Annotated in this window: 20 protein-coding genes; 12 read left to right on the forward strand and 8 right to left on the reverse strand. The window is 59.3% G+C overall.

Annotated elements, in window-relative coordinates; genetic code table 11:
* Positions 1-78: 78 nt before the first annotated feature.
* The 8 genes from NE637_RS09460 to NE637_RS09495 all read left to right on the forward strand — a co-directional run bounded on the left by NE637_RS09460 (position 79) and on the right by NE637_RS09495 (position 13,547).
* Positions 79-528 (forward strand): NirD/YgiW/YdeI family stress tolerance protein, encoded by a 450-nt coding sequence (locus NE637_RS09460; protein ID WP_215647152.1) that lies wholly within the window; start codon positions 79-81, stop codon positions 526-528.
* Positions 529-530: 2 nt separating this feature from the next.
* Entirely contained in the window at positions 531-1,241 is a 711-nt protein-coding gene (locus NE637_RS09465) for a response regulator transcription factor (RefSeq protein WP_192113642.1), read from the forward strand.
* Positions 1,241-2,824, forward strand: a complete 1,584-nt coding sequence (locus NE637_RS09470) for a sensor histidine kinase (protein ID WP_227118742.1) — start codon at positions 1,241-1,243, stop codon at positions 2,822-2,824. Before NE637_RS09465 ends, NE637_RS09470 begins: the two co-directional genes overlap by 1 nt.
* Positions 2,824-4,050: an MdtA/MuxA family multidrug efflux RND transporter periplasmic adaptor subunit gene (locus NE637_RS09475; RefSeq protein WP_275161611.1), complete on the forward strand. Its 1,227-nt coding sequence runs from the start codon at positions 2,824-2,826 to the stop codon at positions 4,048-4,050. Before NE637_RS09470 ends, NE637_RS09475 begins: the two co-directional genes overlap by 1 nt.
* 67 nt (positions 4,051-4,117) lie before the next feature.
* The gene (locus NE637_RS09480) at positions 4,118-7,270 is read left to right on the forward strand and encodes an MdtB/MuxB family multidrug efflux RND transporter permease subunit (protein WP_227118743.1); all 3,153 of its coding nucleotides are present in this window, start codon (positions 4,118-4,120) and stop codon (positions 7,268-7,270) included.
* Entirely contained in the window at positions 7,267-10,617 is a 3,351-nt protein-coding gene (locus tag NE637_RS09485) for an efflux RND transporter permease subunit (protein ID WP_227118744.1), read from the forward strand. Before NE637_RS09480 ends, NE637_RS09485 begins: the two co-directional genes overlap by 4 nt.
* Positions 10,618-10,664: 47 nt before the next feature.
* Positions 10,665-12,290, forward strand: a complete 1,626-nt coding sequence (locus NE637_RS09490; RefSeq protein ID WP_192113639.1) for a diguanylate cyclase — start codon at positions 10,665-10,667, stop codon at positions 12,288-12,290.
* An 81-nt stretch (positions 12,291-12,371) separates the two neighbouring features.
* The gene (locus NE637_RS09495) at positions 12,372-13,547 is read left to right on the forward strand and encodes an aminotransferase class I/II-fold pyridoxal phosphate-dependent enzyme (RefSeq protein WP_192113638.1); all 1,176 of its coding nucleotides are present in this window, start codon (positions 12,372-12,374) and stop codon (positions 13,545-13,547) included.
* Between the two features lie 78 nt (positions 13,548-13,625).
* On the opposite strand, the gene NE637_RS09500 is transcribed toward NE637_RS09495, so the two are convergent.
* The 4 genes from NE637_RS09500 to NE637_RS09515 all read right to left on the reverse strand — a co-directional run bounded on the left by NE637_RS09500 (position 13,626) and on the right by NE637_RS09515 (position 16,837).
* A complete protein-coding gene (locus NE637_RS09500) occupies positions 13,626-13,913 on the reverse strand; it encodes an HMA2 domain-containing protein (protein ID WP_192113637.1) in 288 nt (95 codons plus the stop codon).
* Complete coding sequence (locus NE637_RS09505; RefSeq protein WP_215647148.1) at positions 13,891-16,026, reverse strand: heavy metal translocating P-type ATPase; 2,136 nt, start codon at positions 16,024-16,026, stop codon at positions 13,891-13,893. The genes NE637_RS09500 and NE637_RS09505 overlap by 23 nt, the downstream gene beginning before the upstream one ends.
* Before the next feature lie 149 nt (positions 16,027-16,175).
* Positions 16,176-16,430 (reverse strand): hypothetical protein, encoded by a 255-nt coding sequence (locus NE637_RS09510; RefSeq protein ID WP_227118745.1) that lies wholly within the window; start codon positions 16,428-16,430, stop codon positions 16,176-16,178.
* Between the two features lie 158 nt (positions 16,431-16,588).
* Positions 16,589-16,837, reverse strand: coding sequence for a FeoA family protein (locus tag NE637_RS09515; RefSeq protein WP_022658134.1), 249 nt, complete (start codon positions 16,835-16,837; stop codon positions 16,589-16,591).
* A 202-nt stretch (positions 16,838-17,039) separates the two neighbouring features.
* On the opposite strand from NE637_RS09515, the gene NE637_RS09520 reads away from it, so the two are divergent.
* Positions 17,040-17,570: a hypothetical protein gene (locus NE637_RS09520; protein WP_227118746.1), complete on the forward strand. Its 531-nt coding sequence runs from the start codon at positions 17,040-17,042 to the stop codon at positions 17,568-17,570.
* Positions 17,570-17,962, forward strand: coding sequence for a hypothetical protein (locus tag NE637_RS09525; RefSeq protein ID WP_227118747.1), 393 nt, complete (start codon positions 17,570-17,572; stop codon positions 17,960-17,962). Before NE637_RS09520 ends, NE637_RS09525 begins: the two co-directional genes overlap by 1 nt.
* Before the next feature lie 288 nt (positions 17,963-18,250).
* Here the strand turns inward: NE637_RS09525 and acs are convergent, their stop codons facing one another.
* From acs to NE637_RS09545, 4 genes are all read right to left on the reverse strand, one after another.
* Positions 18,251-20,296 (reverse strand): acetate--CoA ligase, encoded by a 2,046-nt coding sequence (gene acs, locus NE637_RS09530; RefSeq protein WP_192113632.1) that lies wholly within the window; start codon positions 20,294-20,296, stop codon positions 18,251-18,253.
* Between the two features lie 565 nt (positions 20,297-20,861).
* Positions 20,862-21,635 carry a Maf family protein gene (locus tag NE637_RS09535; RefSeq protein WP_227118748.1) on the reverse strand — a complete coding sequence of 258 codons (774 nt, stop codon included), beginning with the start codon at positions 21,633-21,635 and terminating at the stop codon, positions 20,862-20,864.
* A 12-nt stretch (positions 21,636-21,647) separates the two neighbouring features.
* The gene (gene yfcE, locus NE637_RS09540; RefSeq protein ID WP_192113630.1) at positions 21,648-22,208 is read right to left on the reverse strand and encodes a phosphodiesterase; all 561 of its coding nucleotides are present in this window, start codon (positions 22,206-22,208) and stop codon (positions 21,648-21,650) included.
* A complete protein-coding gene (locus tag NE637_RS09545; RefSeq protein ID WP_022658140.1) occupies positions 22,208-22,429 on the reverse strand; it encodes a Trm112 family protein in 222 nt (73 codons plus the stop codon). The genes yfcE and NE637_RS09545 overlap by 1 nt, the downstream gene beginning before the upstream one ends.
* Positions 22,430-22,542: 113 nt before the next feature.
* On the opposite strand from NE637_RS09545, the gene NE637_RS09550 reads away from it, so the two are divergent.
* Together NE637_RS09550 and NE637_RS09555 are read left to right on the forward strand one after the other, a co-directional pair.
* Positions 22,543-23,403, forward strand: a complete 861-nt coding sequence (locus NE637_RS09550) for a PHP domain-containing protein (protein ID WP_192113629.1) — start codon at positions 22,543-22,545, stop codon at positions 23,401-23,403.
* 102 nt (positions 23,404-23,505) lie between these two features.
* Positions 23,506-24,915: a GNAT family N-acetyltransferase gene (locus tag NE637_RS09555; protein WP_225530076.1), complete on the forward strand. Its 1,410-nt coding sequence runs from the start codon at positions 23,506-23,508 to the stop codon at positions 24,913-24,915.
* The last annotated feature ends 43 nt before the right edge of the window (positions 24,916-24,958 follow it).

A 24,958-nucleotide genomic window follows, 5' to 3' on the forward strand; every position in this document is an offset into this window, starting at 1 on the left:
TATATTCCACGCCTGCCTTTACTCCCCTCAGTACATTAATCCATCCGGCGGCGCAGCCCGGCCTTTCTGGAGAACAGCATGCAAACAGTGCGCCCCGCCCCGTATCTTTTTATTCTGCTCCTTGCGTTCAGTCTCGTGCTTTCCATAGAATCAGCCCCGGTCGCAGCGGGTTTTGAAGGGCCTGGCGTTGCTGTCACAGTAACGCGGGCCGTTGACGTGCTGGGCGCGCAGGATGATGCGCCATGCGTTCTTGAGGGGCATTTGGTGGAAAAACTGCCCCGTCGCAAGCACCGCTATCTGTTTGAGGATCACAGTGGTCAGGTCGTTGTGGAAATCGACAACAAGGTTTTCGAGCAACTGACGATCACGCCCAAGGACAAGGTGCGTCTGCAAGGACATGTGGACTGGAACCGCAAGCGCCCCAACGAGGTGGAAGTGGATTCCATATCCGTCATGGGCCCCATATCGCCAAAGGATCTGCCTGAAACAGCGGCTCCGACGCAAAAAACTGGCCCCGCAAGGCGCTGACAATGGCCGTTGCCCTTTTGCTTGTGGAGGACAACGAGGATATTCTCGCCAACCTCTATGCCTTTCTGGAACCGCTGGGCTATGAGCTTGACTGCGCGCGCAACGGCAGAACGGGCCTTGCCATGGCGATTGACCAGCACTTTGACTGCATCGTGCTGGACATAATGCTGCCCGGCATTGACGGCATAAGCCTGTGCCGCGAATTGCGCGACAAGCACCACAAACTCACTCCCATCATCATGCTCACAGCCAGGGATGCCGTGGCAGACCGGGTACAGGGGCTTGAAGCCGGGGCTGATGATTACCTCGTCAAACCCTTTGCGCTTAAGGAACTTGAGGCCCGCATACGCGCCCTGCTGCGGCGTGGGCGCATGTCTTCCGGCAATAGCGCCGATGGCGGGGCTGTGTGGACATATGCGGATCTGACATTTAATTCGGGCGAGCACTGGGCCGAGCGGCAGGGCCGCCGCCTGCGCCTGAGCCCCACGGGTTTTCGCATTCTTGATGAACTGATGCGCGTTGCGCCCGGCCTTGTGCGGCGCGAAGACCTGGAGCACGCCCTCTGGGGGGACGACCCGCCGGAAGGCAGCGCCCTGCGCACCCATATTCATGAGCTACGGCGCGAACTGGATAAACCCTTTGCCGAGTCCCTGCTGCACACCGTGCCGCATGTGGGCTATCGTCTGAGTACCGACCCCGGAGACAACGATTGATGCCCCGGCCAGACCCCCCGCTCGCAGGCAGCTACGTAGCCGCACCCCGCCGCAGAACCAGCATCCGCCGTCGTCTGCTGGCGGCTTTTGTGTTTCTGGCCCTGATCATGAGCGCGGCCCTGGGCATAGTGGGGCGGCTTTCCTTTGATTCGCTGGCAACCTATCTTGTGGGCTGGCACGCAAGGCCAGTGATGGAAGCCTTTATTGAGGCAGAAAAACGCGCCTGGGAAGCCGAAGACAACGGCGGCGGCAACCTCTATTACGGCGAAGACCTTGCCGTGGTCATGCACTGGCGTTTTCTTGTGGGCAAGCAGGTTCCGCAGCAGTGGCAGGAGATGCCAGACGGCCTGCACTTCATCAACCACATGGAAGAATTTATTCTTATTGAGCGCAGGGATGACGTCATCTATGTGCTCACTGGCGGAACGGGTGCCTTTCTGGCCCTGAAACAGCGTCTGAACCGTATTTTGCTGCTCTGCGCCGTCAGCGGTCTTGCGCTGGCTGTGGGGCTGGCGGTTGTGCTGAGCCGCCGCCTTACCGGGCCTCTCAGCAGGCTCACCACTGCGGTGGAAAGCCGACCCCCGGAGCGCATGCAGGCCAATGCGCAGGAAACGCCGGACGGCTTGGCTCCTATTCCGCTGACCGGTCTTGATGACGAGGTGGGCGTATTGGCGCGGGCCATTGCTGCGCGCGAAGAAGCCCTGCAACGGTTTGTTCTGCGCGAAAGCAACTTCACGGGTGATGTGAGCCACGAGCTGCGTACGCCGCTAACCGTCATGCAGGGCGGCCTTGAAATTCTTGAACTGCAACTGCAAAAGCTGCCGCAGGCTGAAAGCCTCGCCCCTGTGGTGCAGCGGCTGTTGCGCACCACGGCACGTATGTCCAATACCGTGCGCACCTTGCTGATGCTGGCCCGCCGCCCTGAAGAAATAGAATTTCAAACGCTGGATTGCAGCGCTTTGCTGTGGGGAATAGTGCGGGAAATGGAAGGGGATGGCCTGTTGCATTGCTCTTCTGCATCTGACCGCTTGCCCGATGCCGCTCTTGATATTATTTCTGACTTGCCCTCTGAATTTGCCTCGGGCCTTGCTGATACACCGTCTCAACCGTCTTTTTCAGGTGGTGATGCCCCCTCCCTTGAAACTGCCACGGTGGCCGCGCCACGCATCGCTGGCAAAAAAGCGCATGGGCGAGGCCCGGAACAGCGCCAGCCTGTAGCTTTGCAGGCTGATATCGCCCCCACTGTACTGGCCCGTGGGCAAAAAGAACTGGCGGCGATCGTGTTCAACAATCTGCTGGACAATGCCTGCCAGTATACTGAAAATGGGCGCGCCAGTGTTTCCCTTTGTCAGGGAGAACTGCTTGTTCGCAATCGCGGGTGTATCCCCCCCGGTGTTGATATTTTTGCCAGGGGTGTGCGCTGTACCCAAAAGGCAGTCAGCGGCAGTGGCCTTGGTCTTTCGCTGGCGCTCAGAGCCTGCGAAAGGCTTGGCTGGCGGCTTGATATGGTTTCAGATCCGGCAGACGGCGAAGCTGTCTTTCGTGTGATCTTTCCTCAGATATCTCATGGAGTTGACATATAATGCCCGGTCTTCAATCTCGGCAGAGCATGGTTTCTGCTTCCGGTTTGTTTTCAGGCAAGCGCCGATGGGTGCTGCTGTTGCTGCTGGCATTGGTTGCGCTGCTGTGCTGGCGTTTATTTTTCAGCGGCAATCAGGCGCGCCGCGGCATGGGTATGGATACGCCGCCCGTGCGGGTTGCCGCCGCTCTTGCTCAGGATGTTCCCCATTTTCTCAATGGCTTGGGCACGGTGCTGCCCTCCAGTGACGTGCTTGTGACCAGCCGTGTGGACGGCCAGTTGCAACGCCTGCATTTCAAGGAAGGCCAGCGGGTCAAGGCTGGCGACCTGCTGGCGGAGATCGACCCCAGGCCCTTTCAGGCCACGCTGGATCAGGCGCGCGGAACTCTTGCCAAGGATCAGGCCCAGCTGGACAATGCCCGCAAGGATCTGGCCCGCTATGCCAAGCTTGCGGAGGGCAATTTTATTGCGACACAGCAGTTTGAAACCCAGCGCGCCCTTGTGCGCCAGTATGAGGGCACGGTAGAGGCCGACAAGGCCGCTGTGGATTCCGCCGCCCTTCAGTTGAGCTACAGCCGCATCACGGCCCCCACATCGGGCCGCCTGGGCCTGCGCAATGTGGACGAAGGCAACATGATAAAAGCCTCGGACACATCCGGCATTGTACGCATTACCGAGGTCAGCCCCTGTGATGTCGTGTTCACCTTGCCGGAAAGTCAGGTGCCGCTGGTCGTGCAGGCTCTGCGTGCTCACGAAGATGACGTTGACCGCCGCCCCTTGCCTGTTCAGGCCTGGGATAGAGAGCAGAAACATCTGCTTGATGTGGGCGGGCTGCTTTCGCTGGACAACCAGATTGATCTTTCCACCGGCACGGTAAAGCTCAAGGCGCGTTTTCCCAACACTGAAGGGGCATTGTACCCCAACCAGTTCGTTAACGCCCGTTTGCAGGTGCGCGTCATTAAAAATGCCGTCACAGTACCCACCTCGGCGGTGCAGCTGGGGTCGCGCGGGGCTTACGTCTATGTGGCGGCCAAGAATGGCAAGGGGCAGGATGCCGTAACGGTGCGGCCTGTAACCCCCGGCATTGCCACGGACGCCCTGACGGTTATTGATAAGGGCCTTGAACCGGGCGAACAGGTGGTGGTAGACGGTCTTGACCGCCTGCGGGATGGTATTGAAGTGAAAATTACGGCCACCGCAGAAACTCCCAAGGCACAGCCTGCGGAATAGCATCCCGGCTTTGCCGGAGTGCCCTCCGTGTCTTCCACCCCTTCCCGCAAGGGGGAGCATCCTCCATATGAACCTATCGCGCATATTCATTTTACGGCCCATCGCCACCTCGCTGCTCATGGTGGCCCTGTTTCTTTCAGGGCTGCTGGGTTACCGCTATTTGCCCGTGGCGGCCCTGCCGCAGATAGATTACCCCACCATTCAGGTCCAGACGCTCTATCCCGGCGCATCGCCTGATGTTATGGCCTCTGTCATCACGGCCCCCCTTGAGCGCCAGTTTGGCCTCATGCCCGGCCTTGTGCAGATGAGTTCCCTTTCCTCCGCCGGCGCCTCGGTGGTGACCCTGCAATTCGACCTCACCTTGCCCCTGGATGTGGCCGAGCAGGAAGTGCAGGCGGCTATCAACGCCGCAAATAACCTGCTGCCCAGCGATCTGCCTTCGCCGCCCATTTACAACAAGGTCAATCCGGCTGATCCCCCGGTTATCACCCTTGCCGTCACCAGCGACGCCATGCCCCTCACCCGGTTGGAAGACCTGGTAGACACACGCATGGCTCAGAAAATTTCGCAACTGCCCGGCGTGGGCCTTGTGACTCTTTCTGGCGGGCAGCGCCCCGCTGTGCGGGTACAGGTGAACCCCAAGGCGCTGGCCAACGCGGGCCTTACCCTGGCGGATGTGCGCACGGCCATTTCCAAGGCCAACGTCAACAACGCCAAGGGCAGCTTTGACGGCCCGGAACGGGCCAGCACCATTGATGCCAACGACCAGCTTGCTTCTGCCGATGCCTATGCCGAAGCCATCATCGGTTACAAGGACGGCGGCCCACTGCGCCTGCGCGATGTGGCCGAAGTGGTGGAGGGTGCCGAGAACGCCCGCCTTGCAGCCTATGTGGCAGGGGAGGGCATGAGCTTTCGGCCTGCTATAGTGCTCTCGGTGCAGCGCCAGCCAGGAGCCAACGTCATAGACGTTGCGGACAGGGTTTTGCGGCTTCTGCCCGTTCTCAAACAGACCTTGCCCGGCAATGTGGACGTGCGCGTGGTTACGGACCGCACCACAACCATCCGCGCCACAGTACACGATGTGCAGCTTGAACTGCTGCTGGCTGTGGCGCTGGTGATCTGGGTCATCTGGCTGTTTTTGCGCAATGCCAGAGCCACCATTATTCCTGCTCTGGCTGTGCCTCTTTCGCTGGTGGGCACCCTTGGCGTCATGCATCTTGCCGGGTACTCGCTGAACAACCTCACGCTCATGGCTCTGGTTATCGCCACCGGCTTTGTGGTGGATGACGCCATTGTGGTGATTGAAAATATCTCGCGCTATCTGGAGCAGGGGCAAAAACCCGTGCAGGCCGCTCTGACCGGGGCAGGGCAGATAGGCTTTACCATTATTTCGCTGACCATTTCGCTGGTGGCGGTGCTTATTCCCCTGTTGTTCATGGGAGATGTGGTGGGGCGGCTGTTCCGCGAATTTGCGGTAACCCTGGCCGTGACCATTCTTATTTCTGCGGTTATTTCGCTCACGCTCACACCCATGCTCTGCGCCGTCATGCTGCGGCCCGAGCAACATGACGGTAACCACTCGCAGCAAGGAGACGGCAGCTTTTTTACTCGTCTGCTCGCCTGGTATGAAGAAAAACTCGACTGGGTACTGCAACACCAGAGCCTGACCCTGGCAGTGGCAGTGGGTACGCTGGTACTCACGGTTCTGCTGTATATTGGCGTACCCAAAGGATTTTTCCCCGTGCAGGATACGGGCGTCATTCAGGGGATGGCCGAAGCGCCGCAGGATACGTCCTTTGAGGCCATGGCAGGGCGGCAACGCCAACTGGCCGACCTCATACTGCAAGACCCGGCGGTGGAGAGCGTGGTGTTTTTTGTGGGTGTGGACGGCGTCAACCAGAGCATGGGCACCTCGCGCCTTTCGGTGGAACTGAAGCCGCTGGAAGACCGCGATGCCCGCGCGCCAGCCATAGCGCGCCGCATTATGGAAAAATCCACCGCCCTGCCCGGCATGACCCTGTATTTGCAGCCTGTGCAGGACCTGACCATTGAAGACCGTATTTCGCGCACCCAGTACCAGTTTTCAATAGAAGCGCTGGACAGGGATCAGCTGGATCACTGGTTGCCGCGCATTGTGAATGCTCTTTCCCAGCGGCCAGAGCTTGAAATGGTCACCAGCGACTACCAGAATCCGGGTCGCATGGCATGGCTGAACATTAACCGTGACGCCGCTGGCCGCCTTGGCATAAGCATGTCGACCATTGACAACGCCCTGTACGACGCCCTTGGGCAGCGGCTGATTTCAACCATTTTCACGCAGACCAACCAGTACAAGGTCGTGCTTGAAACCGCCCCACGTTTCCGCCTGGGGCCGCAGTCCATTGAAAATATCTATGTTACGGGCGGCGACGGCAAACCCGTGCCGCTCACAAGCCTGGCAACGCTTGAGGAGCGCCCTGTGCGGCTCTCCATTGCGCGTCAGGGGCAGTTCCCTGTGGCGACCATTTCTTTCAACGTGGCGCGCGGCTCTTCGCTGGGCGCGGCGGTCAAAGCTGTGGAAGAAACCGAAAAAGAACTGGAGCTGCCCACGGCCCTGCGCACCCAGTTGCAGGGCGCGGCCAAGGCCTTCACCACATCTACGGACAATCAGGTCTGGCTTATTCTGGCCGCGATTATCACCATGTATATCGTGCTGGGCGTGCTCTACGAAAGTTACGTTCACCCCGTCACCATTCTTTCCACCCTGCCGTCTGCGGGCGTGGGGGCGCTGCTGGCCCTGATACTGGCAGATATGGATCTTGGCGTGGTGGGCATCATCGGCATCATCCTGCTCATCGGCATCGTCAAGAAAAACGCCATCATGATGATCGACTTTGCGCTGGATGCAGAACGCAACGAAGGCAAGGAGCCGCTTGCCGCCATTCGTCAGGCCTGCCTGCTGCGTCTGCGGCCCATCCTCATGACCACAATGGCGGCCCTGCTGGGCGCACTGCCCCTCATGGTCGGCTGGGGCATGGGCGCGGAACTGCGGCGTCCACTGGGCGTGACCATGGTGGGCGGGCTTATTTTCAGCCAGGCGCTCACCCTGTTCACAACGCCTGTCATCTATCTGTGGTTTGACCGCGTGAGCCGTCGCTTCAAGGGCCATAAGGCAGCCAGCGGGGCAGGGCAGGAAGGAACCGGAGCCCGGAGCAAGTCACCGCAAGAGGCCCGGCCATGAGTACAGACCGGCAAGACGCGGAAAATCCGCCTCTGCAAGGCCGTTCTGCTGAACAGGCCGACAATGCCGCCACCCCGGTCAGGCCGGAGGGACATGCCCGCCCTGGCCGTGCGAGCAGGCTCAAAGCCCTGCTGGAACAGGGCCGCAGGCACCGTTTTGGCCCTGAGGCGCTGCCAGCCAATCTTTCCGCTCCTTTCATCCGGCGGCCTGTAGCCACAGCCTTGCTGACATTTGCCATTGCCCTTGCGGGCATAGTGGCTTTTGGCCTGTTGCCCGTGGCTCCCTTGCCGCAGGTGGATTTTCCCGTGGTGATCGTGCGCGCCAAGCTGCCCGGCGCAGGGCCGGAAACCATGGCCGCCACGGTGGCCACCCCCCTTGAACGTTCGCTTGGGCGCATTGCCGGGGTCACGGAAATGACCTCCAGTAGCACATTGTCCAATACGGAAGTCATCCTTCAGTTCGACCTTGACAGAAACATTGATGGCGCGGCCAGAGACGTGCAGTCGTCCATCAACGCCGCCCGCTCCAATCTGCCTACCATGCCCTCCAACCCTACCTACCGTAAGGTGAATCCGGCGGGCGCGCCCATCATGATTCTGGCCATTACCTCTGACGTGCTGACCCGCACCCAGTTGTACGATGCGGCCTCCACCGTGCTTGCGCAGAAAATTTCGCAACTGCCGGGCGTTGGCGAGGTCATTGTGGGCGGCGGCGCGCTGCCCGCCGTGCGGGTGGACGTGATCCCCGATGCGCTCAACCGCGCTGGCCTGACCATGAGCGATGTGCGCACCGCCCTGGCGGCTGCCAACGCCTTCATGCCCAAGGGGCAGGTGGAGAGCGGCGGTCAGTTCTGGCTGATCGGGGCCAGCGACCAGTTGCGCAAGTCTGAAGACTACAAATCTCTCATTGTTGCCCGCAGGGGGGATAAAACCGTACGGCTTTCCGATGTCGCCGAGGTCAAGGACGGGCCGGAAGACGTGCGCGCCATGGCAGTATCTGACGGCAAACCGGCGGTGCTGCTGATTGTGTTCCGTTCGCCCGGGGCCAACATTATTGAGACAGTTGATCAGGTAAAAGAAATGCTGCCGCAGTTGCGCTCATGGCTGCCGGAGAGTGCTGATCTGGGGCAGAGGCTTGACCGCTCGCTGACCATCCGCGCCTCGCTGCGCGAAGTGGAAAAAAGCCTGGCGCTTTCCATGGCCCTGGTGGTGCTGGTGACGTTTCTGTTTTTACGCAACGGCAGGGCCACGGCCATTCCGGCGGTGGCGGCTCCCGTGTCCTTGCTGGCGACCTTTGGCGTCATGTACTTGTGCGGGTATAGTCTGGATAATCTTTCCCTCATGGCCCTGACGGTTTCCACTGGCTTTGTGGTGGACGACGCCATCGTGGTGCTTGAAAATATCGTGCGGCGGCTGGAAATGGGCGAAACACCCCTGCGCGCCGCCCTGCGCGGCGCTCGCGAGGTGGGTTTTACCGTCGTTTCCATCTCCATTTCGCTGGTGGCGGTATTCACGCCCATTCTGTTCATGGGTGGGTTGGTGGGACGGCTGTTCCGAGAATTTTCTGTGGTTCTCACCACTGCCGTGCTGGTTTCCATGGTTGTTTCGCTGACCACAACGCCCATGATGAGCGCCCGCCTGCTGCGCTCCAAGGCCCATGAGGAGGCCGCAGCGGATCAGGCTGCCCGGATGGGCGCTGGCGGGGTTGTGGGCTGGTGGAGGCGGTTGCTTGCCCGCGTGGGCGATTTCTGGGGGCGCATGCTCTCCGGCATGCAACAGGGGTATGCCGCAACCCTGCCCGTGGTGCTGCGCCACCCGCGCCTGACCATCTGCTCGCTGTTGGTGGTCATTGCTGCCAATGTGTGGATGTACGTGGTTGTGCCAAAAGGATTTTTCCCGCAGCAGGATACAGGCGTCATCATGGGCGGCATACGTGCCGACCAGAGCGCTTCGTTCCAGGCCATGCAGGAAAAGCTGCGCAAGCTCATCGGCGTTATCAAAGCCGATCCAGCCGTGCAGCACGTTTCGGGCCATATCAACGGCGGGCGCGGCGGCGGTGGGGTGTTCATAGCCCTCAAGCCCTTGCCGGAGCGCAAGATAGACGCCATGGGCGTCATCGGGCGGCTGCGCGCCAAGCTGGCTGCGGAGCCGGGCTTGCAGATTTTTTTGCAACCGGCTCAGGATATCATGATGGGCGGGCGCGGCTCGCGCTCGCAGTACCAGTATACCTTGCAGGCCGATAATCTGGATGATCTGCGCTCATGGGGGCGCAAGTTGCAAAGGGCTATGGCCGCCAACCCCCTGTTCAAGGATGTGGACAGCGATATTGAGGAGCGCGGCCTTGAAACGCTGGTCAAGGTGGATCGTGACGCCCTGGCCCGCTACGGCCTGAGCATGAAGGATGTGGACGCCGCCCTTGGCAATGCCTTTGGGCAAAGTCAGGCATCGACTATCTATCAGGATAAAAACCAGTATCATGTGGTGCTGGAATACGGGCCGGACTGGCTGGCCGGGGCCGATGCCCTTGGCAAGGTGCGCCTGCCGGGCGCCAACGGTCTTGTGCCGCTGCTCAGCGTCGCCACTGTGGTTCCCGCTTTTGCGCCTCTTTCTGTGGCGCATCAGGGGCAGTTTGCCGCAGTGACCATCTCTTTCAACCTTGCGCCCGGCGTGTCGCTTTCTCAGGCGCAAGAGGCCCTGGCTGCCATCAAGGCGGAGCTTGCCATGCCGTCTTCTGTGGTGAGCGGCTTTCAGGGCACGGCAAAAATGTTCAGCGATACCGCGGGCAATCAGGTTGTGCTGGTGCTGGCGGCTCTGGCCGCGCTGTATATCGTGCTGGGTATGCTTTACGAAAGCCTCATCCATCCGCTGACCATTCTTTCAACCCTGCCTTCGGCGGGCGGCGGGGCCTTGCTGGCCTTGATGGCCTGCGGCATGGAGTTCAGCGTTATTGCGCTTATCGGCGTGTTGCTGCTCTGCGGCATTGTCAAAAAGAACGCCATCATGATGATCGACTTTGCTCTGGAGGCTTCGCGCACGCGCAATCTGCCGCCGGACAAAGCCATTTTTGAGGCCTGCATGCTGCGCTTCCGGCCCATTATGATGACCACGGCTGCGGCCATTCTTGGCGCTGTGCCTCTGGCCCTTGGGCATGGCGACGGCGCGGAAATCCGTCAGCCTCTGGGCGTCACCATTGTGGGCGGCCTGCTGGTCAGCCAGTTGCTGACGCTCTACACGACCCCGGTGGTCTATCTGTGCCTTGATCGACTGAGCCGCCGCTTCAACCTCTGGCGCAAAACACGGCGTCGGGCAGTGGCGCGGCAGAGTAAGGAAATCATAGTTAAACTGTAAGTTTTCTGCGTAGCCCCATTGTCCTTTGCCTGCATTTGGGAAAGGATATGGTCATTCCCCCACCTGATGATCCAGCGAGGAATGCCATGTACCACCACACGCTGCACATCCTGCTGTTCAGTTCCGATCCTTTGCTGGAGGCTTTGTTGCGCGCTGCCGCGCCACGTCCCGGCTTTGCCCACATATTCAGTACCGGGCAAAATCCCGAGTCTGACACGCTGGCCCAATGCGCCGGGGCCGATATTGTGTTGCTGGACGCGTCCCGGCTTGGGCATCTGCCCGCCATGCGCCGCGCTGCCAGACCTGACGCCCTTTTCATCTTTGCGGGCGATGCCCAGCCGGAGGCAGAATCTCTGCCGCTGCTCGATGATGTATGGCTTGGCCCCGCAAGCGCCAGCCTGTACGACTTTCACGTGGCGCGCCTGCTGGATGCGGTGCGCCAGCGCCGGGATCATGACCTCACAAACCTGCACCTGAACACGGTCATTGATTTGACCACGGACCTTGTGTGGTTCAAGGATGCCAAGGGCGCGCACGTTAAGGTGAACGAAGCTTTTTGCCGTCTTGTGGGCAAGAGCCGTGAGGTTGTTGAAGGGCGCGGGCATTACTTTATATGGGATATTGAGCCGGAGGAATATGCGCAGGGCGAATTTGTCTGTCTTGAGACGGATCAGATCGTTATGAACTCGCGCGAGGTCGGGGTGTTTGACGAAGTGGTCAAGGCTCCGCAGGGCATGCGCCAGTTCAGGACGCGCAAGGCCCCCCTGTTCAATGCCGATGGCAGGGTTATGGGAACCGTGGGTATTGCCCGCGATGTGACCGATATTGCCAACATGACTGCGGAGCTTGACCTTGTTTTGCAAAGTATCCCGTATGCTGTCATGCTTCTGGACGCGGACAGGCGTATTGTCAATTTTAACGACCGGTTTAGAAAGCTCTTTGGCATCACGGATACGGATTACATCATCGGCGAAAAGCGCGAGGTTTTCCGCAAAAAGGCCATTGAGCGATTGGGCTTTGCCCGTAAGGGAAAGCACGTCAAAATGCGGTCAGCCGTGGACGGACATGAGCGCTTTATTGATATGTATGAGGAGAATATCCTCGACATATTCAACAATGTGATCGGCATGATCTGCATCTATCGGGATGTTACCCGGCAGCGGCAGATTGAAAAGAGGCTCAAGGAGCGGGCCAATACGGATGAACTGACGGGTCTTTTCAACCGCCATTATTTTTTCAGGCAGATACCTGTTGCCTTGCCTCTTGGCGCGGGGCTTGCCTATGTGGATCTGGACAACTTCAAGTACGTCAACGACAAGTTCGGCCACGACACCGGCGACAAAGCCCTGATGCTGACAGCCAAGTTGTTGCGCAAGCACCTGCGGGGCGCTGTGATCGCGCGCCTGGGCGGGGATGAGTTTGCCGCTTACCTGCCCGAAGGGTGTACGGAAGAAAGCCTGCGCACTTGCGCAAGCGATCTGCTGGCCGCCATGATTGACGCGTATGACGCGCACGAGGCATATCAGGGGCTTTCGGCCAGCATTGGCGTTGCGCTGGTTGAGGATCAGGGGCTTTCGCGCGAAGATCTGGTGCGGCGGGGCGATCTGGCCATGTACACGGCAAAGCGCCTTGGCAAGAGAGGTTACTGTTTTTACACAACCAGCCTTGAGTAGCGGGCAGGGCGTTCCCTGTGGAAACGCCCCCTGTCACAGGGCAGACACGGGCCGGGTACGGGCCGGATTCGGGTGCAGACCATGCGTATTCCAGCATTTGAGCTTGAAGTATTTTTTGGCAAATACGAATTTTCCACGCCATATCTTCTGGCGCAGTCAGACTGCGAGGCCTTGAGTATAGATGCCCTGCTGGGGTTGGAGCCGGATGCGGCCTCAGCCCGGCAGGATTTTTTGAATACCAGCCTCGGCTATGGCGAAAACAACGGCAGGCCCGATCTTCGCCGCGCGGTGGCGGGCCTGTACGCAAACATGCCCGAAGAAAATGTGGTGCTGTTTACCGGCGCGCAGGAGGGCATTTTTGCCTGCATGAATTCCCTGCTTGAGCCGGGCGACCACGTGGTGTGTATGTTCCCGGCCTATCAGTCCTTGTATGAGGTGGCCCGAAGCATGGGCTGCCAAGTGGACTTCTGGCATCTGCGACAGACGGAGCAGGGCTGGCAGGGTGATATGGACGAACTGGCCGCACTGCTGCGGCCCGACACCAAGGCCATTGTGCTCAATACGCCGAACAATCCCACGGGCTTTACCCTGAACCGGGAACAGACCGGCAGGTTGTGCGAGCTGGCCCGCCAGCGTGGAGCCTGGATTTTCTGCGATGAAGTCTACCGGGGATTGGGCTGGAACCCGGAAAGTGCAAAGTCAGGGGCCACCGCAGGTGCGCAGCGGGCAGGAGACAATGCGCCCTGGATTGCAGATGCGTATGAAAAGGGTATTTCACTCGGCGTGCTCAGCAAGGCCTATGGCCTGCCGGGTTTGCGCGTGGGGTGGCTGGCCTGCCGGGACACCGCGTTGATGGAAGACGTGGCGCGCTACAAAAACTATCTGAGCATTTGCGGGGCAACGCCTTCAGAGGCACTGGCCCTTGTGGCTCTGCGGCATGGGGAGCATCTGCTGGCAAAAAACCGGGGCATTATCAGCGAGAACCTCAAGACGGCAGACGCTTTTTTTGCCCGCCATGCCCACCTCTTTACCTATAACCGCCCTCAGGCTGGCCCCATTGGCTTTCCTCGCATACGGCTCAGCGAGCCTGTGGCGGATTTTTGCGAAAGGCTGGCTCATGAAGCAGGGGTTTTGTTGTTGCCGGGTTCAGTATACGGCATCAAGGAACCGTATTTCCGCATTGGCTATGGCCGTAAAAGTTTTGCGGCCCACCTCGCCCGGTTTGAAGAATGGCTGGTGGAAAAGGGAATTGCGTAAAAATGGCTTAAAATGTTTGGGGCTCGCCCCACCATGTGCAACAAACCCCGCAAGGCTAAGCCCTTGCGGGGTTTGTTTTCAGAATTGAGGAATGGCGCTGTCTTTGCCTGCGTTGACGGCATCAAGATACCGCGCCCAGGCTTCGCCAATGGCAAAAAGCTTTTCGCGGGGGATTGCCACGCTGTCATACGTAATCAGTATGGAGCCGCTGACGCTGTTGCCCTCCACCGCATGAACACCGCTGATGGCGCTCATTTTTTCGCGGGCCAGCCGCAGCACGTTTTCGTGCCGCAGGGCGGGATGGCGTATGCGCACCCTGCCGTCTACAAAACTGCGCACATACCTAAGCAGATGGATGGCGTTCATAATGGAACTCCTCGCCGGGCAGGCTTTTCGGCAGGTGGGGGCGCATGGCGTTAAGGGCAACGCCAAGGGTGGTCAGGTTGTGCAGCAGGGCGGAAACTCCCGGCCCAAGCACCATGAACAGGCCTCCCATCAGGAACAGGCTGTTAAGGGTCATTGTGGCCACAAAATTTCCGTGAATGCGGCGCAGGGTGTGGTTGCCCAGCAGGCGGGCGCTGATCAGCCCCTCAAGGCTGGGATGGGTCAGCAGTACGTTGGCAACTTCGCGGGCCAGATCTGTGCCGTCGCTCATGGCAACGCCCACATGCGCTGCTGACAGGGCAGGGGCATCGTTGATGCCGTCGCCCACCATAAGCACCTTGCAGCCTTCTGCCGCCAGTTCCTGCACAATGCGGGCTTTGTCCGTGGGCAGCACCTGAGCCCGAAATTCCGTAATGCCCACCTGTGCAGCTACGGCTCTGGCCGTGCGCTCGTCATCGCCCGTCAGCATGAGCACCCGGCGCATGCCAAGGCCGCGCATGGCTTCAACCACACGTGCCGCCTCGGGCCGCAGGGGATCTTCAATGGACACCAGCCCGGCGGCCTGCCCGTCCTCGCTCATGAACAGCAGGGAACGGCCAAGCTCGGTCTGCTGGCCGATAGCTTCAGCAAGGGGCGAAAGGTCAACGCCTTCGTCGTGCTCAATGTAGTGGCGGCTTCCCACCCGCATTTTTTTACCGTGCAGGGTGGAGGCAACGCCGTGCGCCACCACGTATTCCACGTGGGCGTGTTCCTCTGCGTGTTGCAGGCCTTCTTCCTCAGCCTTGCGCACAACGGCGCGGGCCACAGGGTGGGGAAAATGTTCTTCAAGGCAGGCCATGATGCGCAGCACTTCGTCACGCTCAAAGCCAGGGGCCGGGATGACCTCCACAACCTTGGGGCTGGCCTGGGTGAGGGTGCCAGTTTTATCAAAGACCAGCGTATCAGCTTCGCTCAGGGCCTCAAGGTAACGGCCGCCCTTGATGGCAATGCCGTGGCGCGCGCCTTCGCGCATGGAGGCCAGCACCGCCAGCGGCGTGGCGAGCTTGAGGGCGCACGAGTAATCCACCAGCAGCACGGAAGATGCGCGGCGGAAATCGCGGGTGATCAGCCACACCAGCCCGGCAAGGCCAAAGGTAAAGGGCACGGCCAGATCAGCCAGCCGTTCAAATTTGCCCTGCACACCCGCCTTGAGCGATTCGGATTCTTCAATAAATTTCACAACCTGCCGCAGGCGTGTGCCATCACCCACATGGCGGGCGCGGATCACAAGCCGCCCTTCTTCAAGGGCTGTGCCGGCGTATACAGAAGCACCCTCAGTGCGGCGCACGCCAAGGGGTTCACCAGTCATGGACGACTGGTTCACAAGGCCGCAGCCTTCGGCAACCTCGCCGTCCACCGGGATGGAGCCGCCAGCATGCACAACCACAAGGTCGCCCTCGCGCACCTGCGCCAGGGGAACGGAAACTTCTGTGCCGTCTACCAGCAGCCAGACATTTTCCACATTCAGGGCAAGGCTTTCGGTCAGCGAAGCCATGGAGCGGCGTCTTGTCCAGTCTTCAAGGGTTTCGCCCAGTCCCAGCAGCAGGGTAAGCATGCTGACCGTGCGGAAGTCGCCCATGATGAGTGACGCGCCAATGGCGGCAGCGTCCAGAACGTCAACGCTCAGGGTGCCGCGCAAAAGCGCGCCCAGACCTTTGAACAAAAAGGGCAGCGCGCCCATAACGCTGTTGAATACGCGCAGTGCCAGCGGCAAAAAGGGGCGCACAAAAACATAGCGCACCAGAGGCATAAACCCCTGACCGGGCGAAAGAGCACTCTCGTAGTGCTGCCCCTGGATATCAAACTGACCGCCAGCATCGGCCGCGCCCACCAGTAGGGTGAGAGCGGTAACGCGCGTTTCTTCGTTGTCATAAAAAATCAGCAGGCTGCCGATCAGGGCGTTGGCCCGTACTTCGGTGATGCCCTCAAGCGAGGTCAGTGCTCCGGCCAACGCCTCAATGCGTCCCTCGCCAAGGCAGCTTGATGCGCGCACGCGCATTCTGCCGGATTCTGGCGTCGTGATGCCACGCAATTCATGAACAATAAAAAAACGCATGCGCGCTCCTTGAAGCGAGGCGGCCTGAGCCGCACTGTCCTGAACGATCCTCTGCATGCGCGGAGGATGGAGAGTTTGCGTGCCGCCCGAATGTTCGGGCGGCACTGGCAGCTTCAGCACCGGAAAAGGCGGTGCAAACAACTGCGGGATTAGGCCTCGGCGGCATCCTTGGTGGTCTTGCGTTTTTCCGCAGCAAGGCGTGCCTCGGCGGTGAGGTCTTCCACATCTTCCTTGATGGCTTCAACCTTGCTCAGCAGGACGTCTTTTACGTCCATGCCGCGGCTCAAAAGGTCAGTGGCCAAGGGCTTGAAATCCAGCTTGCCCTTGCTAACGGCCACCGCGCCGAGCACACCAAGGGCAACGCCGCCCAAAAACCACAATCCGCACTTCATGCCTTCGTTCATTTTCCTTCTCCTTGCTCGTGTGTGTCCAGATTCGGTCAGCGATTCCAGCATGCGGCAGATGGCCGAATCGAGATAATAGTCCAGCCTCCGTCCGGTCGCTCACTTGCGACCGGACGGTAAAACTGGCAAATTTTCAGGGTAGGATGCTTAGATAAAAGCTAGCTGGACGCGCCGGAAAGGTCAACTTTGATGAAGTCGGCTTCGCTGTTGCGCAAGGAGATGGTTACGCCTGAAAGGCGCAAGGCGACAGGATCCTTAAGAGGCGCGCGGCCTACAATGGATACCGTGGTGCCGGGGATAAGACCCATGTCGCGGATGCGGCGGTTCATTTCGCCAAGGGCTTCAACGGCTGCAATCTTTCCCTGCTGTCCTACTTGCATCTGACGCAGATTGACAATCTGGCTCATGCGTGCACTCTCTATGTTTGATGCTGGTGGCAAATTTGTTCAATGGCTTTTAACCGTTCTGGATGAGCAGGCCGGGTGTGTAACCCTTGCTGTAATCCACGGATCAACCTTGCCTTCATTACGGTTCTGTGTCAAGAGAAAAGAAAGTCGTTTTCAAATTTGATAGCAGATCAGGGCTTTAGCCCTGGAACAAGGAGAGGCCATGTTTCCTCAATATGTAGCACATAGTATGGAAGGCCGGGCGCGTTTGCGCCATCCTGCTCTGGGTGAGGTTGCCGTGCGCAGCGCTGTACAGAAAACGCTTGGCAAAGAGAAGGACGTGCTTGAGGTGCGCCCCGGCTCTGAATCCATGCTGCTGATTCTCAAACCGGGTGTGGACGTTGCCAGCCTGTGCCAGCGGCTAGAGCAGAGCGTGCCGGTTCTGGCCCGTCCTCAGGCTGAGGTGGCTGCTGAGCTGCGCGCCGAGGCACGCGCCCGTCGGGGTGAGCAGTGGCGCAGCCAGCGCGGTGACAGCAGCGCTGCAACCAGGGGATTTTCCTCGGGCAGCAGGGGCGACAAAAGAAATATCCTGGGCATTTCGCAGCGAAAACTCGAAGTTCGGGCCATGCTGGGCGTGGCAGGGGTGTGCCTTGCTTCCGGCCTGTCCGGACCCAAGCCGCTGCATCTGCTGGCGGGCCTTGCCTGGGCTTTGATGGCCAGCCGCCACGTGTGGGTTCGGCGCAAGGCTGTTTAATGAAAGCTTCCCTTGACAGTGTACGCGCTGCCTGTACGCGCTGCGCCGCATTTACAGGCAAGTGGCTGCTGACGATATTTGTAGCTGTGGCAGCCTTTGCCCTTGCGGCGCAGGCCCTGGCTCTGGTGCTGGCGGCTCTTGCTCTTTTGGTAATTGCCTTGTGCCTTGCCTCCATGTGCATGCCTGAAGAAAGCCGGGCTGTGTGGGCGTGGATGCGCGACACGCTGGGGCGCTGGAGCGCTGTGGCTGGAACAGATAAGACGGATGAGGCGCAATCGCCCGATGAACCTGTGCAGAACGAATCGGCGCAAAATGAATCGGTGCAGGCGGCAGATACTGCCCCGCATGACCCGCAGAAAGGCGACTCCCGGCGGGAACAACCAGCAAAGTAATCAGAGCCTCTCAGGGAAATCTGTAAATCCGCAGTCAGCCACGGGCACTGGTCTGGCGGTAATATGGCGCGCAGATAATTTTTTTGCAGGCCAGCCCCGGAACATACCTCAATACCCTGCGTGATCATGCGGCCATGCTCATTTTACCAGTCTGGCTTTGCTGTACATCAGACAGCAGCACACCCCCGCGATGGCACAATCTGCGGGGGTGTGCTGTTTTGCCGGGACGTTGAGGGTGCGCCCCGGTTAGAGTGCAAAGCCGCTCCGGGCAGCCCTGCACCTGAAGTATCAGACCTGCGCGGTCTCGGCAGCGCCTTCGGGGGCGCTTTCCGTTTCGTGCCTGCCTGCAACAAGGTTGCGGTGTCCTTCAATTATTTTGCCGATGACTTCCGGTTCTGCCAGCGAAGTGGTGTCGCCGATGTCTTCATAGCTGTCGCCAGCGATCTTGCGCAGCATGCGGCGGATGATCTTGCCCGAGGTGGTCTTGGGCATGGCGTCCACAAACTGGATGAATTCCGGGCTGGCAAGCGCGCCGATGTCGCGGCGCACGGCATCGCGCAGTTTTACGCGCAGTTGCGCGCTCCACGGCACTTCATCCCGCGTGACCACATAGGCGTAGATGCCTTCGCCCTTGAGGGCGTGGGGCATGGGCACCACGGCGGCTTCGCCAACTTCGGGGCAGGCCGCCAGCACGGCTTCAATTTCTGCCGTGGAGAGCCGATGCCCCGACACGTTGATGGAGTCGTCCACGCGTCCCAGAATCCAGAAGTAGCCGTCCTGATCAACTTCTGCCGCATCGCCTGACGAATAACAGCCGAAGCGTGAGAAGTAGGACTGGTACTTTTCTTCATCATTATATACGCCCTGCATCATGCCGGGCCAGGGGCGTCGGATGACCAGATGCCCGGCCTTGCTGCCCGCTTCGGCTTCGTCGCCGTCACGCGAGGCCGTGCCAATAACGGCAGCGTCAATGCCGGGCAGGGGCTTGGAGGCCGAACCCGGTTTGAGCTTGGTGGCATAGGGCATGGGGGCAATCATGGCGCCGCCGGTTTCGGTCTGCCACCATGTGTCCACGATGGGCAGCTCGCCGCCGCCGATGTTCTTGTGGTACCAATGCCACGCCTCGGGGTTGATGGGTTCGCCCACGCTGCCAAGAATGCGCAGGCTGCGGAGGTCATAGCGTTCTGTCCAGGCCTCGTTCATACGCATGAGCGAGCGGATGACCGTGGGCGCGGTATAGAAGATGTTGACCCGGAAGTTCTCCACAATGCGCCAGTAGCGGTCAGGGTATGGCCATGTGGGCACGCCTTCAAACATGAGCGTGGTGGCCCCAAGTGAAAGCGGGCCGTACACGCCATAGGTGTGACCTGTGATCCAGCCTGCATCCGCCGTGCACCAGTACACATCGTCGTCGCGCATGTCGAAGCACCACTGCGTGGAGTGCGCCGCGTATGTGAGGTAGCCGCCAGTAGAATGCATGACGCCCGTGGGCTTGCCCGTACTGCCGCTTGTGTGCAGCAGAAAGAGCGTATCGTTGGCATCCATGGGCTCGCAGGGAAAGTCCGGGTTAAGGGTAAAGTCATCGATCAGGTCATGCCACCACACATCGCGGTTGCGCTGCATGTTCACGCCGTCAATGCCGGCATGCTTGACCACAACCACGTGCGCCACCGAGGGGCACTTTTCAAGGATGGGGTCAAGATTGGCCTTGAGGGGCTTGAACTTGCCGCCGCGCACCGCTGCGTCCGCCGTGATGACAACGCGCGCCTTGCAACCCTGAATACGGCTGCGCACGCCGCCCTCCGCATAGCCGGAAAAGATGGCCGTGTGGATGGCGCCAATGCGGGCGCAGGCCAGCATGGCGATAAAAAGTTCCGGGATCATGGGCATGTACAAAGCCACATGATCGCCCTTGCGGATGCGCAGCGAACTCAAAGCATGCGCAACGCGGCACACCTCGGTATAGAGCATCTGGTAGGTGTAGCAGCGAACGTCTGTTTCCTTCTCGCCCTGCCAGATAAGCGCGGCCTTGTTGCGCCGCCCAGAGATGAGATGCCTGTCGATACAGTTAAAGGAGGCATTAAGTTTGCCGCCTGTAAACCACTTGTATTTATGGTTTACCTCATCTGCTTCCAGCACTTTGTCCCAGCGTTTGAACCAATGGATCAACTGCGATGCTCGCGCACCCCAAAAGTCGTTGGGGTCTTCCAGTGCGCGGCTGCAGAGAGCGTCATATTCTTCTGGCCCACATACCCATGCAGAAGTTTTGCCGTGCTCAGGTGGAAGATAGCTGCGGTTCTCATTTAACAGCGTTGTGATCCTTTCCTGGGACATGATTAAATCCTCCCTCCTGTGTGTTGCATAGAATTTCTAGAGGTGAAATAATTCCATGGTACAGCACTAAAAATATTTTAGAGAGGCGTCAAGAGCCCGGAATTGATTGATCTTTCAGTCATGCCTGTACATAGTTTCACAAAGTGACATAAATGGCAACCTAGGATACCAGTATATGCGGATTGGAACGCCATACCAATTGAAGAAATAATTCACAATTGGCGGCAAACTTTTTTTCATTTTTTTTTTGATTCTTTCAGTACCATCTTGGAAAGGGCAAAAAAAGCGCTCCTGCCTGCCAAAACGGCTTGGCTGAGGCACAGAAACCATCGCTAGGCGTTTGCGGTAATCCGGCGCGCAGTGGAAAAAAGGGACATGGCCACGACGAGGGCAGCGGGGCAGCAGAGAATCTCTTGGCAGGACAGGGCAGGGATAGCAGAAGCATGGGCGCATATTTCCATGCTTTCGTGGCGCAAGGACGACTGATTGTGGGCCGTTGGGGAAGGGAAAGCAGTCATGACACAGCCCGGAGGGCAGCTGTGTCATGGCGAAAAGGGAGTATCTGTCAGGCGCAGGGCAGCATGAGGCCCCTGTCCAGCATGACCTGGGCAAGCTGGGTGACGGGCAGGCCCACTACGGTGCTCCATGAGCCGTCAACGCGCTCAACCAGCACGGCTCCCTGCCCCTGGATGGCATATGCGCCCGCTTTGTCGTGCGGCTCACCGGTGTCCAGATAGGCTTGCAGCACAGGCTGAGGCCAGTGGTGGAAGATAACACGGCTGGTGTCGCTGAATGACAGCATGCGGTACGAATCGATACAGCATTCGTCTACATTGAGGCCAGTATTGGTGCCAGCAGATGCGGCGGCTGCTTGCACAGAGCCAATGGCTGCATCGGCAGGCAGGAGCAGGCACACGGCGCTGATAACTTCATGCCCGCGACCGTTGAGGCGCTCCAGCATGCGCAAGGCGTGAGCCGGGTTTTCCGGCTTGCCAAGAATATCGCCGTCCACGGCCACAACGGTATCTGCGGCCAGAATCACGGGCTGCAATTCATGGTTGGCTGCGCCTTGCTGGCGAACTGCATGGCCTGATGCCAGCGCCTTGGCAGCGGCCGCGCGGCGGGTATACGCCTCCGGGGATTCGCCCTGTTCCGGGCGTGGTTCATCAGCATTGGTGAGGGCCAGACGGAAGGGGATTCCCCATTCATTCAAAAACTGCCGTCTGCGGGGCGAGGCCGAAGCCAGCAGCAATTCAAGGCCTGAGGCCATGCGGAACAGCGGGCGCATCTGCGCGGACGTATCGGCAGGGGCCGGGCACGGGGCAAGATTGTAGGACATGGTAAAACCTGATTAGCGCGGTGCGGGGGCGTGGCGCAAGATTTCGCCGCCCTGCATGTCCAGCACGCAAAAGACGCCGTTTTCTATAAGGCCGTAGGTGCGGGGCGAGCCGCTCTTGGGCAGGGAAAGGGAGCCGGGGTTCCAGAAGTGCAGGCCATCAATGGTTTCGCCGCGCGGCACATGGGTATGCCCGCGCAAGAGCACCGTTCCGGCTTTGATGCCGGGGCACGGCGGGCGCTCTGGCAGGTGGTGCCCGTGGCTGGCAAAAATGCTCAGGCCGTCTGCTTCAATCCAGGTGGATTCTGTGACTGCAAAGGGCAAAAGGCACAGATCAACCTCGGCATCGCAGTTGCCGCGCACTGCCATCACCGGGCAGGGCAAGGCCGAAAGATCGGGCATGGTTTGCAGTACAGAGCGGGTGTCGTAGCCCTGCGGCAGGGGATTGCGCGGGCCGTGGTAAACCAGATCGCCCAGCAGCACCAGTGCGTCAGGGGTAAGCTCACGCGCTTTTTCCAGCAAAAAAAGCAGACTTTCAACAGACCCGTGAAGGTCGGAGGCAACAAGCAGACGCATCAGGCGCATTCCTTGGCAGCAGGGTGTTCCCTGTTCCAGTCTTCAAGGGGAATCGCTTCTTCCACAAGCATGATGGGAATATTGTCGCGCACTGGATAGACCACGCCGCAGGCCTTGCAGGCAAAGGCGGCGACTGAACCGTTGTCTTCCAGCGCCACAAGGTTGCCCAGGCATTTGGGGCAAGCCAGAATTTGCAGTAACTCGCGGGTTTCCATAGGCATAAAGAATCCTTCTGTTAATCGTGAGGGGGTAGTCTATCTCCAAGCGTCTTCCAGTTCAAGGCTTGCCCCATATTGTCATTTTGCGGTATAATAATTATCCCATGAAAGATAGTATGAAGTTTATCGATCTGCACACGCATTCCACCGCTTCTGACGGTACGGACACACCGGCCCAGCTTGTGGGCAAGGCCCATGCCGCAGGCCTTGCCGCAGTGGCAATTACTGACCACGATACCCTGTCTGGCCTTGATGAGGGGCAGCGGACCGGGCGCGAGCTTGGTATTGAGGTTGTGCGCGGCTGCGAAATTTCGACAGGCACGGAACTGGGCGAACTGCACATTCTTGGCTTGTGGCTACCGGAAAATCCCCAGCCTTTGCTGGAAAAACTGCGCTGGCTGCGCGAAATGCGGGCAGAGCGCAATGTAGGCATAGTAAAAAAGTTGCAGGATCTCGGCTACGACATCAGCATGGAAGAAGTGCTGGCGGCGGCCAGGGGCGAAAGCGTGGGGCGACCGCACATCGCGGCTGTGATGCTTCGCAAGGGATTCGCCAAGGATCCCCGGCAGGTTTTCAAGGAATTTCTGGGCAGCCGGGGCAAGGCATATTTACCCAAAACCGTGCTGGAGCCTGATGAAAGCGTCCGGTTGCTGGCCTCCATGGGGGCGACGGTATGCCTGGCGCATCCGCTGCTCTGGAAGGCCCCCGCCGGGTGGCTGGATTCCATGGTGGCCCGCCTCAAGGAATACGGGCTCAGCGCCATTGAGGCCTACCACAGCGAGCATTCCGAGGCCGATATACGCACCTGCCTGGCCCTGGCCAAGCGTTTTGACCTTGGCGTTTCCGGCGGATCGGACTATCACGGATCAAACAAGCCCACTATCCGTCTGGGACAGGGCTACGGGGGCTTGCGAGTCAGCTCGGCTGTGCTTGAAGGCTTGAAAGAACGCCGCGACGCTGCCGGCCTTCATATCTGATCAGCCCCCCAACCGTCCGTTTGCGGCGGCCAAGTCAAGCCTCTTGCGCAATCGGGTCACCCGATGTACAGCGGTTTTCCACACTTATCTGGAAGGCATTGCATGCGTATTCTTCATAAACAGCAACATCTTCCCCCTCTTGAGGGGCCACGGCTTGAGCCGCATCCTTTTCGTGGCGCAGGGGTTCCCCCTGACGAACGCGATGGCGCGCCGCTTGTTCCCGTTGCCCGACCCGAGCGCGGGTCAGCCGCGCAGGGCACTGCCGCCCCCCACAGAGAAGCCCCTTCGGGCAAGGACGTAGGCACAGAAGCCTTTGAATTGCGCCAGCTTGGCGAAGAAGATTTTGAGGAGTTTGAGGCCCTGCTGCGCTACGCTTTTCAGGTCAGCACATCTGAAATGGCCCGCATCGGCTGGTCTGACATGGAGATGAAGCAGTCCAAGATGCCCATATTTGAGGCATCGCACGTCATGGGCTGGTTCTACAAGGGGCACCTTGCCTCGCAGATCGTCATCTACCCGATGGAAGTGAATATCCAGGGCGAAATCTGCAAAATGGGCGGCATCACCGGCGTGGCAACGTATCCCGAATACACGGGGCGGGGGCTGATCCATTCGCTCATCGGCAAAAGCCTTGAATACATGCGCTCGCAGCAGCAGATAGTTTCCTATCTCTGCCCCTATTCCATCCCCCTGTACCGCAAGCACGGTTGGGAAATTGTTTCGGACAAGATGACCTTTGCCATCAAGGACACCCAGCTTCCCAAGCGCCACCCGGTGGACGGGCAGATCGAGCGCGTGGACATCGAGTGCGAAGACCTGCACCGCGTTTACAAGTATTTTGCCCTTCAGGAACACGGCGCGCTTATTCGCGGCAAGCTGGAGTGGGAGGAATACTGGCGATGGGATTCGGACGACGTCATGGCGGCGGTGTACTACAGCGCCGACGGCAAGCCCCTGGGCTATGTTATCTACTACATTGAGAACGAAGTTTTCAGCATCAAGGAAATGGTCTACCTGAACCAGGAGGCCAAATACGGCATCTGGAACTACATCAGCGCCCATTTTTCCATGATCACCAAGGTGGAAGGCGCCAACTACACTGGCGAACCCATTGCCTTCCAGTTTGAAGACAGCGAAATTGACGAGAGCATTCAGCCCTACGCCATGGCCCGCATTGTGGATGTACAGCGCTTTATCGAACAGTATTCCTTCCAGTTTGAAGACCCCAAATTGACGCTTGAACTGGAAGTGAGCGATGTCATGGCCCCGTGGAACAACGGGATATTCCATGTAAGCTGGCGTGATGGGCGCACGTTTTGCGAAAAGGTAAGCACCTGGAGCACAGGGCATCGCCTTTCGCTGGATATCAAAACGCTCACGACCATGCTCATGGGCTACAAGCGCCCCACCTATCTGTACAATAATGACCGCATCGACATGGACTATCATCTGCTGAAAACGCTGGAGACGCTGATCCCGCCGGACAAGCCGTATTTTTCGGATTATTTCTGATTTTCGGGATCAGGCTTCGCGGGTTGACACATCTGTGGGCAGA

It is taken from the genome of Desulfovibrio desulfuricans, from assembly GCF_024460775.1.
In the GTDB taxonomy this organism is placed as follows: domain Bacteria; phylum Desulfobacterota; class Desulfovibrionia; order Desulfovibrionales; family Desulfovibrionaceae; genus Desulfovibrio; species Desulfovibrio desulfuricans_E.

Coding starts and splice junctions, on each gene's coding strand:
- NE637_RS09460 (WP_215647152.1), top strand. CDS start 79: ATGCAAACAGTGCGCCCCGCCCCGTATCTTTTTATTCTGCTCCTTGCG.
- NE637_RS09465 (WP_192113642.1), top strand. CDS start 531: ATGGCCGTTGCCCTTTTGCTTGTGGAGGACAACGAGGATATTCTCGCC.
- NE637_RS09470 (WP_227118742.1), top strand. CDS start 1,241: ATGCCCCGGCCAGACCCCCCGCTCGCAGGCAGCTACGTAGCCGCACCC.
- NE637_RS09475 (WP_275161611.1), top strand. CDS start 2,824: ATGCCCGGTCTTCAATCTCGGCAGAGCATGGTTTCTGCTTCCGGTTTG.
- NE637_RS09480 (WP_227118743.1), top strand. CDS start 4,118: ATGAACCTATCGCGCATATTCATTTTACGGCCCATCGCCACCTCGCTG.
- NE637_RS09485 (WP_227118744.1), top strand. CDS start 7,267: ATGAGTACAGACCGGCAAGACGCGGAAAATCCGCCTCTGCAAGGCCGT.
- NE637_RS09490 (WP_192113639.1), top strand. CDS start 10,665: ATGGTCATTCCCCCACCTGATGATCCAGCGAGGAATGCCATGTACCAC.
- NE637_RS09495 (WP_192113638.1), top strand. CDS start 12,372: ATGCGTATTCCAGCATTTGAGCTTGAAGTATTTTTTGGCAAATACGAA.
- NE637_RS09500 (WP_192113637.1), bottom strand. CDS start 13,913: ATGAACGCCATCCATCTGCTTAGGTATGTGCGCAGTTTTGTAGACGGC.
- NE637_RS09505 (WP_215647148.1), bottom strand. CDS start 16,026: ATGCGTTTTTTTATTGTTCATGAATTGCGTGGCATCACGACGCCAGAA.
- NE637_RS09510 (WP_227118745.1), bottom strand. CDS start 16,430: ATGAACGAAGGCATGAAGTGCGGATTGTGGTTTTTGGGCGGCGTTGCC.
- NE637_RS09515 (WP_022658134.1), bottom strand. CDS start 16,837: ATGAGCCAGATTGTCAATCTGCGTCAGATGCAAGTAGGACAGCAGGGA.
- NE637_RS09520 (WP_227118746.1), top strand. CDS start 17,040: ATGTTTCCTCAATATGTAGCACATAGTATGGAAGGCCGGGCGCGTTTG.
- NE637_RS09525 (WP_227118747.1), top strand. CDS start 17,570: ATGAAAGCTTCCCTTGACAGTGTACGCGCTGCCTGTACGCGCTGCGCC.
- acs (WP_192113632.1), bottom strand. CDS start 20,296: ATGTCCCAGGAAAGGATCACAACGCTGTTAAATGAGAACCGCAGCTAT.
- NE637_RS09535 (WP_227118748.1), bottom strand. CDS start 21,635: ATGTCCTACAATCTTGCCCCGTGCCCGGCCCCTGCCGATACGTCCGCG.
- yfcE (WP_192113630.1), bottom strand. CDS start 22,208: ATGCGTCTGCTTGTTGCCTCCGACCTTCACGGGTCTGTTGAAAGTCTG.
- NE637_RS09545 (WP_022658140.1), bottom strand. CDS start 22,429: ATGCCTATGGAAACCCGCGAGTTACTGCAAATTCTGGCTTGCCCCAAA.
- NE637_RS09550 (WP_192113629.1), top strand. CDS start 22,543: ATGAAGTTTATCGATCTGCACACGCATTCCACCGCTTCTGACGGTACG.
- NE637_RS09555 (WP_225530076.1), top strand. CDS start 23,506: ATGCGTATTCTTCATAAACAGCAACATCTTCCCCCTCTTGAGGGGCCA.